Source organism: Mesorhizobium sp. USDA 4413, assembly GCF_056280365.1.
In genome coordinates, this window is record NZ_JBVPRP010000001.1 from 2,792,143 (window position 1) to 2,805,456 (window position 13,314).

14 protein-coding genes and 1 pseudogene are annotated in these 13,314 nt (G+C 64.7%); 12 read left to right on the forward strand and 3 right to left on the reverse strand.

The genetic code is table 11. From position 1 onward, the window contains the following. Positions 1-18 precede the first annotated feature (18 nt). The 3 genes from ACVMIM_RS13385 to ACVMIM_RS13395 are packed head-to-tail and all read left to right on the forward strand — an operon-like array spanning position 19 to position 1,747. Positions 19-450, forward strand: a complete 432-nt coding sequence (locus tag ACVMIM_RS13385; protein ID WP_476112417.1) for a carbohydrate kinase family protein — start codon at positions 19-21, stop codon at positions 448-450. Then, entirely contained in the window at positions 372-983 is a 612-nt protein-coding gene (locus ACVMIM_RS13390) for a carbohydrate kinase family protein (RefSeq protein ID WP_476112419.1), read from the forward strand. The genes ACVMIM_RS13385 and ACVMIM_RS13390 overlap by 79 nt, the downstream gene beginning before the upstream one ends. Continuing rightward, positions 980-1,747 carry an SDR family NAD(P)-dependent oxidoreductase gene (locus ACVMIM_RS13395; protein WP_476112420.1) on the forward strand — a complete coding sequence of 256 codons (768 nt, stop codon included), beginning with the start codon at positions 980-982 and terminating at the stop codon, positions 1,745-1,747. Before ACVMIM_RS13390 ends, ACVMIM_RS13395 begins: the two co-directional genes overlap by 4 nt. Before the next feature lie 67 nt (positions 1,748-1,814). On the opposite strand, the gene ACVMIM_RS13400 is transcribed toward ACVMIM_RS13395, so the two are convergent. Continuing rightward, a complete protein-coding gene (locus ACVMIM_RS13400) occupies positions 1,815-3,311 on the reverse strand; it encodes an HAL/PAL/TAL family ammonia-lyase (RefSeq protein WP_476112421.1) in 1,497 nt (498 codons plus the stop codon). 256 nt (positions 3,312-3,567) lie between these two features. Here ACVMIM_RS13400 and ACVMIM_RS13405 point away from each other — a divergent pair, with 256 nt between their 5' ends. From ACVMIM_RS13405 to ACVMIM_RS13440, 8 genes and pseudogenes are all read left to right on the forward strand, one after another. Next, complete coding sequence (locus tag ACVMIM_RS13405; RefSeq protein WP_476112423.1) at positions 3,568-3,873, forward strand: hypothetical protein; 306 nt, start codon at positions 3,568-3,570, stop codon at positions 3,871-3,873. A 285-nt stretch (positions 3,874-4,158) separates the two neighbouring features. Further along, positions 4,159-5,361, forward strand: coding sequence for an ABC transporter substrate-binding protein (locus ACVMIM_RS13410; RefSeq protein ID WP_476112425.1), 1,203 nt, complete (start codon positions 4,159-4,161; stop codon positions 5,359-5,361). Positions 5,362-5,439: 78 nt separating this feature from the next. Next, on the forward strand, positions 5,440-6,306 hold the full coding sequence (locus ACVMIM_RS13415) for a branched-chain amino acid ABC transporter permease (protein ID WP_476112427.1): 867 nt from the start codon (positions 5,440-5,442) through the stop codon (positions 6,304-6,306). Between the two features lie 7 nt (positions 6,307-6,313). Continuing rightward, positions 6,314-7,295: pseudogene (locus tag ACVMIM_RS13420) on the forward strand (branched-chain amino acid ABC transporter permease). A 3-nt stretch (positions 7,296-7,298) separates the two neighbouring features. Continuing rightward, complete coding sequence (locus ACVMIM_RS13425; protein WP_476112429.1) at positions 7,299-8,078, forward strand: ABC transporter ATP-binding protein; 780 nt, start codon at positions 7,299-7,301, stop codon at positions 8,076-8,078. Next, positions 8,075-8,797, forward strand: coding sequence for an ABC transporter ATP-binding protein (locus tag ACVMIM_RS13430; RefSeq protein WP_476112430.1), 723 nt, complete (start codon positions 8,075-8,077; stop codon positions 8,795-8,797). The genes ACVMIM_RS13425 and ACVMIM_RS13430 overlap by 4 nt, the downstream gene beginning before the upstream one ends. 9 nt (positions 8,798-8,806) lie before the next feature. Further along, a complete protein-coding gene (locus ACVMIM_RS13435) occupies positions 8,807-9,559 on the forward strand; it encodes an aspartate/glutamate racemase family protein (protein WP_476112431.1) in 753 nt (250 codons plus the stop codon). A 126-nt stretch (positions 9,560-9,685) separates the two neighbouring features. Next, a complete protein-coding gene (locus ACVMIM_RS13440; protein ID WP_476112432.1) occupies positions 9,686-10,393 on the forward strand; it encodes a GntR family transcriptional regulator in 708 nt (235 codons plus the stop codon). Between the two features lie 45 nt (positions 10,394-10,438). Here the strand turns inward: ACVMIM_RS13440 and ACVMIM_RS13445 are convergent, their stop codons facing one another. Further along, complete coding sequence (locus ACVMIM_RS13445; protein WP_476112434.1) at positions 10,439-11,341, reverse strand: SDR family oxidoreductase; 903 nt, start codon at positions 11,339-11,341, stop codon at positions 10,439-10,441. Positions 11,342-11,439: 98 nt separating this feature from the next. Between ACVMIM_RS13445 and ACVMIM_RS13450 the strand changes: the two genes are divergently transcribed. Beyond that, positions 11,440-12,279, forward strand: a complete 840-nt coding sequence (locus ACVMIM_RS13450; RefSeq protein WP_476112436.1) for a helix-turn-helix transcriptional regulator — start codon at positions 11,440-11,442, stop codon at positions 12,277-12,279. A gap of 76 nt (positions 12,280-12,355) precedes the next feature. On the opposite strand, the gene ACVMIM_RS13455 is transcribed toward ACVMIM_RS13450, so the two are convergent. After that, complete coding sequence (locus tag ACVMIM_RS13455) at positions 12,356-13,270, reverse strand: LysR family transcriptional regulator (protein ID WP_476112437.1); 915 nt, start codon at positions 13,268-13,270, stop codon at positions 12,356-12,358. Positions 13,271-13,314 lie beyond the last annotated feature (44 nt).

Genomic DNA, 13,314 nt, shown 5'->3' on the forward strand with positions numbered 1-13,314 from the left:
CGAAAGGTTAAGTCAGCCATGCCCCAATTCGACGTCAGCTCGATCGGCTTCTACGTCCTCGACATCCTGGGACGGCCGGTCTCGCGTATCCCCGAAGGCGGCCGCGCCGACTATATCGAGGAGATTCGCATGACGGTCGCCGGAACAGCCGGCGCGACCGGCATGGACTGCGCCATCCTTGGCTTGAAGACCCGCGCCGTCACCACGCTCGGCACCGACGACATGGGCGACTGGTTCCTCGCCAAGTTGAAGAAATACGGGCTGGAGACCAGCCTTGTCCGCCGCGACGGCAGCGTCCAGACCTCGTCCACCATTCTGCCGGTGCGGCCGGATGGCGAACGTCCCGCCTGCATGTGCCGGGCACCGCCACCTTGTTCGATGTCGCCGATGCCGATCTCGACGCGGCGCTCGATGCGACGGTCGTCCATGTCGGCGGCACCGGCCTGTTAAAGCGCTTCGACGGCGAGCCGACCGTCAAGCTCTTGAAGCGCGCCAAGGAGCTTGGCCGTGTTACTACTTTCGATCTCATCCAGGCGACACCGGAGACCTGGAAACTGGTCGAGCCGTGCCTGCCCTACATCGACTATTTCGTGCCGAGCATCGACGAGGCCGGCGAGATGGCGCATGTCCGCGATCCGGCCCGCGTCGCCGCTTTCTTCAAGGCGAGGGGCGTGAAGAATTGCATCCTGACGCTCGGTGCCGGCGGCGTCTATGTCTCGCCCGAACATGGCGAGGATTTCCATCTGCCTGCCTTCGAAGTCGAGGTGTTCGACACCACGGGCTGCGGCGACTCCTTCACCGCCGGCATCATCGTCGGCATCGTCAAGGGCTGGGACCTGAAGCAGTCCGCGCGCTTTGCCAGCGCGGTCGCCGCCAAGGTGGCGATGGGGCTCGGCTCCGACGGCAAACTCGTTTCATTCGAAGACACGGTTGCGGCGATGAACTCGCTTCCGGTCAAGACATCAAAGGTGGAAGCAGCATGACCATTCTTCCTGAGGCCAAGGGCAAGACGGCCCTCGTCACCGGCGCGAGCCGCGGCATCGGCAGGGCGCTCGCGAAGGGGCTCGCCGAAGCGGGCTTCGATGTCGCCATCACCGATCTGCCCTCGCAGGCGGCCGAGCTCGACGTGACCAAGGGCGAGATCGAGGCGGCCGGCCGCAAGGCCTATGTCTACACGATGGACGTCAGCAAGAAGAAGGACATCGAGGCGACCGCGCAGGCGCTGCTTGAAGCGGCAGGCGGCATCGACGTGCTGGTCAACAATGCCGGCATCCTGAAGCCCAGCCTGCTCCAGGACCTCGACGAGGCCAATTGGGACGCGCATTTCGACGTCAACGCCAAGGGCGTGCTGATGATGTGCCAGGCGGTGCTGCCTCATATGCGCGCGAAGAAGTCGGGCAGGGTGATCAACATCGCCTCGATCGCCGGCCGGCAAGGCGTGCCGACGCAGGGCCACTACGCCGCGACCAAGGCGGTGGTGATCACGCTCACCCGCGTGCTGGCGCAGGAGGTCGGCATGGATGGCGTCACCGTCAACGCGATCTGCCCCGGCATCATCCTGACGGAGATGGGCAAGAACAATCTGGGCAGCGAAGCCGCTATCCGCCATTGGGAGGACGTCGCCGCGCTGAAGCGCCTCGGCGCGCCGGAAGACATCGTCGGCCCGGTGCTGTTCTTCGCCTCCGACCTCTCCGCCTTCGTCACCGGCCAAGCGCTCAACGTCGACGGCGGTATCTACTACCACTGACGCCCGGGTATCCCGAACGGGGCCGCGCCGAGCAGTGCTGCGATTGTTGAGGGGGGCTCTTGGCCCCCTACAGGCGCGGCCCCGCCACCATGCGCGCGACGCGAGCCATGTCGGCGCTCATCTCGCGGTCGTCGTCCAGCGGGGCGACCAGCGCCCGCACGGCATCGTAGCTGCGCCGCGGTCCTTCGCCCATCGAGTCCAGCACGCCGCGCAGTTCCACGCCGGTCGCGGCGAAGATCAGTTCCATCGCCACCAGATAACGCAGCCGCTCGATGATCCCAGCCGTCTTGGCCACCACGCGCGGCGCCATCGACGACTGGTCCTCGACGCCGTCCGAGATGGGTAGAGGGCTGAGCGACATCGGATTGGCAAGGTGCCGGATTTCCGCTTCGAGCGCGGCGACCGGCTTCTGCAGTTCCGCATAGCCCTGGCGGCTGCCGCCTCTGGCCGACAGGAAGCGCGGCAGCTCCGCCACGGTCGGCGACATCAGCTTCATCGAGCGGTTGGCGGTGCCGACCGCGCAGTGGGCCAGCGCCTGGCCGAGATTCTCCCAGGTCAGCGTGAAGGCGGTGAGGTCGAAATTGCCGTTGGAGACGACCCGTTCGGCCTCGGGCAGGATGACCGGATTGTCGCCGGAATGGCCAAGCTCGATCTCGGTCGCGAGCTTCGCCTCCTCATAGGCATGCAGCAGTCCGCCCCACACTTGCGGCACGCAGCGGAAGCTGAGCGGATCCTGGAGCCGCCGCGCGGCGTTGTCCTGCCACAGCCCGCTGCCCGAAAGCTCCGCCCGCAGCCGCGCGCCGATCTCTTGCTGGCCGAAGGCCGGCCGCGCCGCCAGCGCGTCCTCGTCGATTGCCTTGAGCGACGCGCGAAAGGCTTCATAGTTCAGCGCCACCGCCGCCAGCGACCAGTCGATCAGGCATGCGACCTCCTCGAGGGCCAGGCACGCCGTTCCGGTCGAAAGGCTGTTGGCAACGATGATGGCGTGGCCGTCCTTCTCGCGCAGGTCGAGCGGTTCGAGCCCGGCGAGCTTGAGCGCCTCGGCCGACGGCATGATCCTGCCCTGATATTCGCTCTCGCCGTCGCCGCCCAGAGCCCGCGCCAGATGGCCGAGCGGCGCGAGATCCGCAGCCCCCACCGATCCCCAGCTCGGAATGACCGGATGGACGCCGGCGTTGAGCGCGGCGAGGAGGCCGAGTACCACGCCTTCGGAGGTGCCGGTCCCGCCCGCCGCCATACCGCAGATGCGTGCTACCATCAGCGCCCGTACCGCCTCGGTCGGCAGCGACGGACCGGCGCCCATGGAGTGGCTGAGCGGCACGCTGTGCTGGAAAGCGATAAGATCGGCCTCGGCGAGCGGCGTGTCGACACAGGCGCCAAGCCCGGTTGTGACGCCGTAGAGCGGCCTGCCGAGCTGGGTGAGATGCTCGATCAGGGCGCGGCTGGCTCGGATGCGGCGCAAGGCTTCCTCGCCGAGCACGAGCCGGTCGTTGCGGCGCGCGATCTCGGCGACATCTTCCGTGCCCAGCGGCTTGGCGTCGAGAACGATCACTCTGGCTGTCATCGGACTATTCCTTGGGCCTCCGCGAATGGTGGCCGAACGAATACAGGATATCCGGGATCGGAGCCGGCCATTATCGAAAATCCGCCGTCGCGATTGCCGATACTGTTCGGGATCCGGATAGCGGCACGGCCCGCGACAACGAGGACGGCAGGATCACGGCGATCTATGTCATGCGCAATCCCGACAAGCTGCGGCATATGCATTTAGCTGGGATGAAAGCAGCTGCGGAACTTTTGCCCCGCTGGCGATTTTGGATATGCTGCAGGTCCAATTGCCAGAAAGGTTGCCGTTCATGACGAAAGATTTTGCGATCGCCGCGCTCATGCTTGCCGCGGCAGCCGCGATGGCAGGGCCCGCTGCCGCCGGCGAACACCGCTACCGCGTTGTCGAACGGGAGCGTTATGTTCCGGCCAGCGACGACATTATCGAGACGCTGTTCGGCGGTCCGCGCTACTACGACCAGCAGATGTCCACAACGGCGGCGGGCGCCTGCGCGTATCACCGCGTCGGACCGGACGCAAATGCGGTGAACGACATCAACGATCGCTATTGCGGGAAGTAGGATCCCTCGCCTGCATTCCTAGGCGGCTGGATTTCGATAAGCCTCGACTATTTTTGCATTGATGATCCTGCGAACCTATCGGAGTCGCTGGAGGGGCTGTGGTCGGCCGGACTGCTTTGAATGCCGATCCATTATGGTCGGTGGGCCGTCGCACACATTCCGCCCAACTATTGTATACAATAATAAAGAAAGATGTTGACAATCTGTCGCAGTCGGTTTCCCTTACGCTATACGCGCAGCCTACGAGCAAAACACAAAGCGCGATAACCAAGGGGAACTGAAGCTATGATCAACCGTCGCTCGACTCTGAAATCAATGGCGCTCGGCGCCGTCTCGACCCTGGCGCTTGCCGCTCTCGGCATTTCGTCCGCGCAGGCTGACAACAAGGAACTGAAGATTGGCTTCGTCGGCGTTACCAGCGGCCCCGCCGCCGCCTGGGGTACGTCGAATGTGCGCTCGATGCAGACCCGTGCCGCCTGGATCAACGAGACCGGTGGCGTCAAGATCGGCAACGACACCTACAAAATCAACATCGTCACCTTCGACGACCAGAAGGATCCCAAGCGCGCCATCGCCGGCATGGAGAAGATGGCGCAGGAAGGGATCCACTATGTCGTCGGGCCGAATGTCGATGACGGCGCCGCTGCGGTGCGCCCCGTCGCCGAGGCCAACGGCATCATCTATTTCCCCTACGCCTTCCCCAAAGCGCTCTACCAGAAGCCGGCCTCCAATGCCGTGCTCGGCATGATCGCCAACTACCAGTCCGGTCCGGCGATCTACAAATACCTCAAGGAAAACAAAGGTGTGAAGAAGATCGCCTTCGTCGCGGCCAATGAATCCGACCCGCTCAGCCAGCGCGACAGCGGCGTCGAGGCGGCAAAGGCGCTCGGTCTGGAGATCGTCGCCCAGAACGACACCTACCAGAACGACACCCGCGACTTCACGCCGGTGCTGACGCCGATCGTCGCGTTGAAACCTGATCTTCTCGTGTTGTCCGGCGTGGCGCCGGCCAACGCGCCGCTGCTCATCCGCGCCGCCCGCGAGCTCGGCTACGAAGGCCTGATCTCGACCGAAACCGCGCAGGACGCCAAGGTCCTGGAAGAGGGCGCCGGCGAATACGCTAACGGCTTCATCTCCGTCGGTGGCGCCTCCACGCCGGAGATTGCCTCGGACGCGATGAAGGAATTCGTCACCCGCTACACCAAGATGTTCGGCGAATATAACGACGAGTCCAACACCAAGGTCTATGCGCTCGAATACATCATCGAGACCTTGAAGGCCAATCCTGCGGCCATCAATGACGTCGCCGAATTCAAGAAGACCATGGACACTTTCTCGGCGCCCAATCCGTTCCTGAAGGGCGACGCCAAGCTCAGCTATGTCGGCATGACGTCCTTCGGCCAGAAGCGTCAGCTTTCGGTCCCGATGGTGGTCAACGAATACAAGGATGGCGCCTTCCAGACCCTGTTCGTCGGCTCCGTCGACTAGCGTTACCTTCGGGCGTCATTCCCTCCAGCTTGCCGCGGGGGCCGATAGGCCGGACCCCGCGGCAGATCGAAGGTATCCATGGAACAGGTCATCGCCAACGGATTGTATCTCGGTGCTCAATACGCGCTGATCGCGCTGGGCCTTACCCTGATCTTCGCCCTGATGAACGTGCTCAATTTCGCCCACGGCCAGATGTATGTGCTGGGCGGCTTCATCACCTACACGGTCTACGGCCAGCTCGGCCTGCCTTTCGTGGTCGCGCTGCTCGCCTCCGGCGTCACGCTCGCCGTCATCGGCGCGCTGATGGAGAAGTTCCTCTTCCGCACCGTCATCAGGCGCAGCCACCGCGAGGAGAGCACGATGCTGCTCGCCGCCGCGACGGCCTTCTTCTTCGACGCCGTCATCCTGCTTCTGTTCGGCGAGAAACAGCGCGGCGTTCCCAAGATCGTCAAGGGCGTCTTCAACGATGCCGGCATCATCATGCCTTACGACCGCATGGTCGTCGGCGCGCTGGCGATCGTCTTCATCGCGGCCTTCGTCCTCTATATGCAATACAGCCGCGTCGGCCGCGCCATGCGCGCTCTCGCCCAGGACCGCATCGCGGCCCAGCTGATGGGCGTGCGCGTCGACCGCTATTCGATGATCGGCTTTGCGCTCGGCGCCATGCTGGCCGGCGTCGTCGGCGGCCTGCTCGTCACCATCACCGGCGTCAATTCCGGCATTGGCGGGCCGATCTCCATCAAGGCCTTCCTGATGGTGATGATCGGCGGCGCCGGCGTCGTCGGCGGCGCGATCGCCGGCGGCTTCATCCTCGGCATGATGGAGTCGGTCGGCCTCACCGTGCTGCGCGAATATGGCGACATCACGTATCTCGTCATCTTCGCCGCCCTGATGGTGTTCCTGTCAATCCGCCCCAATGGGCTGATGGGCAAGCCGTGGGGTTGATGGCGCCATGACCCGCAATCGCAACATCAAAATCGCGTCGGTTGTGGCCTTCCTGGCCATCGTCTTCGTCGCCGTGCCGGTCGCGATCTTGGCAAGCGGCCGCTTCGATCTCTATTACACGCTGACCTCCGTGGCGCTGCTCAGCATCGCCAGCGCCGGCGTATGGCTCACCTTCTATATCGGCCGCATCAACATCGGCCAGGGCGCCTATGCGCTGATGGGCGGCTATGTCTCGGCCATATTGGTGATGAATCTATGGCTGGTCGTTTTGGTGGACCTTGCCGGTGGCTGGACTTTTCTGCGCAGCGGCGAGCGTGCTGATCGGGCTGCCGATCCTGCGGCTGCGCGGCGTTTATTTCGCCATGGTCACGCTGGTGCTGACGGAGGTGGCGCGGCTGCTCGCGCTGGCGCTGCCGATCACCAACGGCGCCAAGGGCATCGTCAGCATTCCGCTGCCCGGCGCGCTGTCGGTCTTCGGCCTGACCATCATTCCGGATTTCGCCACGCTGCAGAATTCGCGGCTTGCCTTCTATCTTTTGGCGGTCACGCTGATGGTGGTCTGCTTCGGCGTGATGTACCGGCTGGTCCATTCGCGCATCGGCAAGCTCTGCCAGTCGCTGCAGCAGAACGAGGAGCTGGCCTCCTCGATCGGCGTCAACATCGCCTATCTGCGCATCATCGCCTATGCCGTGTCGTCCTTCTTCGGCGGCATGGCCGGCGCCATCTTCGCCGCCATCTCGCAATCGATCTATCCGTCGAGCTTCACGGTCACCGATTCCGTCAACTTCATGCTGAACTGCTTCCTTGGCGGCCTTGGCTATGTGTTCGGGCCGATGCTCGGCACGCTGGTGCTCTATTTCGGCTGGGACCTTCTGTTCCAGACCGGCGAGTTCCAGCTCCTCATCTATTCCGGCCTGATGATCGTCCTGATGCTGGTGCTGCCCAACGGCCTGCTCAGCCTTGCCGAAACGACCCGGAAGAAGGCTTGAGCCATGGCCGAAATGCTCGAAGTCTCGCGTCTCACCAAGCGCTTCGGCGGTCTGGTCGCGGTCAACAACGTGTCCTTCTCGGTGCGCGAGAAGGAGATCCTGTCGGTGATCGGCCCGAACGGAGCCGGCAAGTCGACTTTGTTCAAGCTGATCTCGTCCTTCCTGCGACCGACCATGGGCGAAGTGCGTTTGAAAGGGGAACGGATCTCCGGCCTCGCCCCCCACATCGCCGCCCGCAAGGGCGTGGTGCGCACCTTCCAGGAGACCACCATTTTCAAGAATATGAGCGTGCGCGACAACGTCGTCATCGCGCATCACCTGCGCTCGACGGCGAGCCTCCTCGGCTTCTTCATCGGCACGGGTACGGCGAAGACGGACGAAGCGGCCTTCGGGCAATCGGCCGATGAGATCCTGGCGCTGCTCGGCCTCTCCTCGCTCGCCGGCGAGACGGCCCGCAACCTGCCGCACGGCCATTTGCGGGCGCTGGGCATCGCCATCGGGCTGGCCACCAACCCTTCGATCCTGCTGCTCGACGAGCCCTTCGCCGGCATGAACCACGAGGAAACGATGCGCATGGTGGCGATGGTGCGGCGCCTGCGCGATCTCGGCCTCACCATCCTGCTCGTCGAGCACGACATGCCGGCCGTGATGAAGATCTCGGACCGCATCGTGGTGCTCAATTTCGGACAGAAGATCGCCGAGGGAACGCCGCCCGAAATCCAGGCGAACGAGAAGGTGATCGAAGCATATCTCGGCAGCGAAGACGAGGCGATCGGCCTATGAACCAGATCCTGAACTTCGCCAATGTCGAGCTCTACTACGACCACGTCTATGCGCTGAAAGGCGTCTCGCTCGAGGTCAACGAAGGCGAGACCGTCGCGCTGATCGGCGCAAACGGCGCCGGCAAATCGTCGATCCTTCGCGCCATCACCGGTCTGAACAGGATCAGGTCCGGCGAGATCCACTATAATGGCAATCGGATCGACGCCGCCGCCCCCGACGAGATCGTCAAGATGGGCATCGCCATGGTGCCGGAAGGGCGCCGCGTCTTTCCCTTCATGACGGTCAGGGACAACCTGTTGATGGGCGCCTTCACGCGCTCCAGCAAAGCCGAGATCGCCGCGTCGATGGAGATGGTGCTGGGGCGCTTCCCCCGGCTGAAAGAGCGCTTCTCGCAGGCCGCCGGCACGATGAGCGGCGGCGAGCAGCAGATGCTGGTCATCGGTCGCGCGCTGATGGCGAAGCCGAAGCTTTTGCTGCTCGACGAGCCCTCGCTAGGTGTCGCGCCGAAGCTCGTCCAGGACATCGCCCGCTCCATCGTCGCCATCAACCGCGACGAGAACGTCAGCGTGCTGCTGGTCGAGCAGAATTCCCGCATGGCGCTGCGCATCTCGCAGCGCGCCTATGCGCTGACCACCGGCAGTGTCGCGCTGAGCGGCAACTCCGCCGAATTGCTGACCGACGACCGGGTCAAGCGTCTTTATCTCGGCGGCGAGATCTGAGGCATTTCAATGCGCATACTCGTCATCAACCCCAACACGACCGCCTCGATGACCGCCAAGATCGGCGAGGCGGCGCAAAGCGTTGCGTCGCCGGGCACCGAAGTCATCGCCGTCAATCCGGTCGATGGCCCGCCCAGCATCGAGGGCTATTTCGACGAGGTCTTCGCCGTGCCGGGCATCATCGCCGAGATGGGCAAGGTGCCGGCGGCCGATGCCTATGTGATTGCCTGTTTCGACGACACCGGGCTCGACGCCGCGCGCTGCGCGAGCGAAGCCCCGATCATCGGCATCGGCGAGGCCGCGTTCCATATGGCCAGCCTTGTCGCCGGCAAGTTCAGCGTCGTCACCACGCTTGCCCGCTCGGTGCCCGCGATCGAGCACAACCTCGCGAAATACGGTCTCGCCTCGCGTTGCGCCAAGGTGCGTTCGTCGGAGGTCGCCGTGCTCGAGCTCGAACGTCCGGCCTCGAATGCCAGGCACAGGATATCGCAAGAGATCGCGCGCGCCGTAAGCGAGGACCATGCCGAGGCGATCGTGCTCGGCTGCGCGGGCATGGCCGACCTTGCGCACAGCTTATCCGAGGAGCACGGCATTCCGGTACTCGATGGGGTCGTCTGCGCCGTCACGCTGGCCGAGAGCCTGTGCAAGGTCGGCTTGAGGACGTCGAAGATCGGCGGCTATGCCGCGCCGCGCGGCAAGCGGTTCGCCGGCATGTTCGCCCCGCTGTCGCCGGTGGACGCTGAGGTCGTTTCGTCCGTTTGACGCCGCTTTGCGACCGGCCGGCGCGCGGATCGGTGGGATTGACCGCCGCGCGAGCGATACTAGATTGGGCGGGCTGCCGGCGATTTGGGGGCAGATCGGGCCATTTCGGGCCTGCGCATTGAAAGCATGTTGACGGTACTTAAGGAAGAAGATCGAGACGACAAGCCGGCGGCGCGCTGGTCGCCGATCTATTACGGATTGAGGGACGCCATCGTCAGCCATCGTCTCGCTCCAGGCACCAAATTGCCGGAGGACGAGCTGGCATCGATCTATTCGGTGAGCCGCACGGTCATCCGGTCCGCGCTGCAGGCCCTTGCGCATGATCGGCTGGCGCGACTGGAGCCCAATCGCGGCGCCTTCGTCGCCCAGCCTTCGAAAATCGAGGCACGCGAGGTGTTCGAGGCGAGGGCGCTGATCGAACCCAAGGTGGCCGCGCTCGCCGCCAGGGCCGCGGTGCCGTCGGACATTGTGCAATTGCGGTCACACCTGGAGAAGGAGCATGAGGCGCTGCATGACGGCCGCGACAGCGACGCCATCATGCTGTCGGCGCGCTTCCATGTCGGCATCGCCGAGATCGCCGCGCATTCGGTGTTCACCAATTTCGTGCGCGACCTCGTCTCGCACTCCTCGCTGATCATCGCACTCTACTGGAAGCGCCGTGACGCGACCTGCGAGAAGCACGCCCATCATGCGCTGGTCGATGCGATCGAGGCCGGCGACAGCGGCAACGCGGCCGCCCTGATGAACAGCCATCTGGTCGACCTGCTGTCGGGGCTGGATCTCACCGACAAAGTCGAGAAGTCCGACAGCCTGGCGGATCTGCTGCGCGCTTAGAGCAGACGGCGGTCCAGCCGGTCGCCGAACCGCCGCAGGACCTGGCTAGGCCGCGGCGGCTTGCGAATAATCCATCCGCTCCAGATCAGCGATGAGGCCGGGTCCGGTCGGCTGCCAGCCGAGATGCGCACGCGTCCATTCGCTCGACGCCGGCATGTCGAGGCCGGCGAACATGGCGAGCCATCCGAAATGGTCCGAGGCCTCCTCCTGCGACAGGGAGACCACCGGCACGTTGAGGCCGGCGCCGATCACTTCCGCGATGGCGCGCATGGCGATGCCTTCCTCGGCAACGGCGTTGTAGCGCACGCCGGCTTCCTGTTTGTCGAGCGCCAGACGGTAGAGCTTGGCGACATCCAGCACATGCGCCGCCGACCAACGGTTGCGGCCCTCGCCGATATAGGCCGAGACGCCCTTGGCACGCGTCTGCGCGATCAGCGGGGTGATCAGGCCCTGCTTCACCGTGTCATGCACCTGCGGCAGCCGCACCACCGATACTTTGACGCCCTTCTCAGCCATTGCCGCGCCGGTGAGCTCGGACAGGATGCGCGGATTGGGATGGTCGGTGTTGAAGATGTCTTCTCTCGCCGGCTGGCCGTGTTCGGCGGAGCCCATGCCCACACCCGACGTGATGATGAGCAGCCGGTCCGAGCCGGCCAGCGCCCCGCCCAGCGCTTCGATGACGCGTTTGTCCTTCTCGCAATTCGCGACGAAATTCGCGAAATTGTGGTCGAAGGCGGTGTGGATCACCGCATCCGATTTCGCCGCGCAGTCGCGCAAGCTGTCGAGATCTTCGATATCGCCGCGATGGGGCTCGGCGCCGGCGGCGGCAAGCGAACGCGCGCCAGCTTCGGACCGGGTCAGGCCGAGCACCTGATGGCCGGCGGCGAGAAGCTCAGGCAAGATCCTGGAACCGATGAAGCCGGTCGCGCCGGTAAGGAATACACGCATAGGAGGTCTCCTGTGGTTGTTCGGAGGCCTTATTTGCGCTACAACTCATTCTGTTAAAGTAGTGACTTTATCATGGTATAATATTCAACAGGATCGCGATGCCGATCGAGACGACAAACAAGCTTGGCACCTTCCTTCGCGATCGCCGTATGCACCTCGATCCCGCCGCCTTCGGCTTCGCCACGGGACGGCGGCGCACGCAAGGGCTGCGCCGTGAAGAGGTGGCGCAGCGCGCCAATATCAGCCCGACCTGGTATACCTGGCTGGAGCAGGGGCGGGGCGGCGCGCCGTCCGCCGATGTGCTGAACCGCATCGCGACCGGGCTGATGCTGACCGAGCCCGAACGCGAGCATCTGTTCATGCTGGGGCTCGGGCGGCCGCCGGAAGTCCGGTACAAAAGCGTGGACAGCGTGACGCCGCGACTGCAGCGCGTCCTCGACGCCTTGGACCCCAGCCCGGCGATCATCAAGACCGCGACATGGGATGTGGTGGCCTGGAATCGCGCTGCGGCCGCGATGCTGACCGACTATTCCAAGCTGCCGCGCGAGCAGCGCAACATCCTCCGGCTCATGTTCAGCAATCCCCGCGTGCGCGACGCACAGGACGATTGGCAGAGCGTCGCGCGTTTCGTGGTCGGGTCCTTCAGGGCGGATGCCACCCGGGCAGGCGCAGGCGCGGAAATCACCCAGCTCGTCGAAGAGCTTTGCCGGATCAGTCCAGAATTCGAGGCGCTGTGGCGCGACAACGACATCGTCCCGGCGCATGGCGAAGGCGTGAAGCGTCTGCGGCATCCCGAGATCGGGCTGATCGAGCTGGAGTTCTCGGTCTTCGCTGTCGATGGCCGTCCGGAGCTCGGCATGATCGTCTACAATCCCGTCACGCGCGCGGACGCCGAACGCATCCAATCCTTGATCGAGTCCCGGTACGCGAAGATGTAGGGCGCTGGCGCCAGGAGTCCCGACGATGATGCGTCAGGTCTGAGATCGCCATCCATCCGATCGGCTCGGCGAAGCTTCAACGCCGCGCCGACGCCCTGATGTGGTCGATGAAGGCTCGCAGCTTCGGCAGCACCTGGTGCCTTTCCGGATAGTAGAGAAATACCCCCGGCGTGGTCACCGCGAAACGGCCGAGCAGCGCCTGCAGGCGGCCGTCAGCGATCGGCGCTTCGGCGATCGGGCTTGGCACCTGGGCCAGCCCGACACCCTGGATCGCCCCCCCGAGCAGCGACGGGTAGTCATGCGCGATCAGCGGTCCCGACACGACTGCCTCGACGGTCTTGTTGCCGTCGACAAAGGACCAGGGCGCGACCGAACCGTTCGAGCGGCGCAGGCGCAGGCAGGCATGGTCGCGCAGGTCCTCGATGCGCTCGGGCGCCGCGCGCCGGCGCAGATAATCCGGACTGCCGACGACCACCATCGGAAAGGAGGGCGTCAGGCGAACCGCGACCATGTCGGGCGCGATCAAGTCGCCCATGCGGATGCCGGCGTCGAACCCTTCCGCGGCGAGATCGGCCAGCTCGCCGCTGGCGACGATCTCCAGTTCGATCTCGGGATTGGCCTGGCAGAAGGAGGCGATCATCGGCTCCAGCAGCATCGCCACCACGGCCGGCGGCACCGAAAGCCGCAACAGCCCCGCCGGCCGCTGGCCCATCCCGCGCGCGATCTCGCTTGCGGCGATCAACTCCTCGAAGGCCGGCCGGGCGCGCGCGAAAAAGCGCTCGCCGGCTTCGGTGAGGCCGACGCTGCGCGTCGTGCGGATGAAGAGCGCAGCACCGATGCGCGCTTCCAGTGTGCGTATCGCTTGGCTGATCGCTGACGGGGTGACGGCAAGCTCTGCCGCAGCCTTGCGGAAATTGCGGTGCCTCGCGACGCTCAGGAAGGCTTCTACGCCGTCCAGCGCGCCATGCCTGACTGTGAAGTTCTGCTTCATGACCCGTCGACATTATCGCGGATAGTTGTCGGCAGAAAGCGGCC

Excerpts from the sequence above, each read along its gene's own strand:
- ACVMIM_RS13385 (WP_476112417.1), top strand. The coding sequence starts at position 19 with ATGCCCCAATTCGACGTCAGCTCGATCGGCTTCTACGTCCTCGACATC.
- ACVMIM_RS13395 (WP_476112420.1), top strand. The coding sequence starts at position 980 with ATGACCATTCTTCCTGAGGCCAAGGGCAAGACGGCCCTCGTCACCGGC.
- ACVMIM_RS13400 (WP_476112421.1), bottom strand. The coding sequence starts at position 3,311 with ATGACAGCCAGAGTGATCGTTCTCGACGCCAAGCCGCTGGGCACGGAA.
- ACVMIM_RS13405 (WP_476112423.1), top strand. The coding sequence starts at position 3,568 with ATGCTGCAGGTCCAATTGCCAGAAAGGTTGCCGTTCATGACGAAAGAT.
- ACVMIM_RS13410 (WP_476112425.1), top strand. The coding sequence starts at position 4,159 with ATGATCAACCGTCGCTCGACTCTGAAATCAATGGCGCTCGGCGCCGTC.
- ACVMIM_RS13415 (WP_476112427.1), top strand. The coding sequence starts at position 5,440 with ATGGAACAGGTCATCGCCAACGGATTGTATCTCGGTGCTCAATACGCG.
- ACVMIM_RS13425 (WP_476112429.1), top strand. The coding sequence starts at position 7,299 with ATGGCCGAAATGCTCGAAGTCTCGCGTCTCACCAAGCGCTTCGGCGGT.
- ACVMIM_RS13430 (WP_476112430.1), top strand. The coding sequence starts at position 8,075 with ATGAACCAGATCCTGAACTTCGCCAATGTCGAGCTCTACTACGACCAC.
- ACVMIM_RS13435 (WP_476112431.1), top strand. The coding sequence starts at position 8,807 with ATGCGCATACTCGTCATCAACCCCAACACGACCGCCTCGATGACCGCC.
- ACVMIM_RS13440 (WP_476112432.1), top strand. The coding sequence starts at position 9,686 with ATGTTGACGGTACTTAAGGAAGAAGATCGAGACGACAAGCCGGCGGCG.
- ACVMIM_RS13445 (WP_476112434.1), bottom strand. The coding sequence starts at position 11,341 with ATGCGTGTATTCCTTACCGGCGCGACCGGCTTCATCGGTTCCAGGATC.
- ACVMIM_RS13450 (WP_476112436.1), top strand. The coding sequence starts at position 11,440 with ATGCCGATCGAGACGACAAACAAGCTTGGCACCTTCCTTCGCGATCGC.
- ACVMIM_RS13455 (WP_476112437.1), bottom strand. The coding sequence starts at position 13,270 with ATGAAGCAGAACTTCACAGTCAGGCATGGCGCGCTGGACGGCGTAGAA.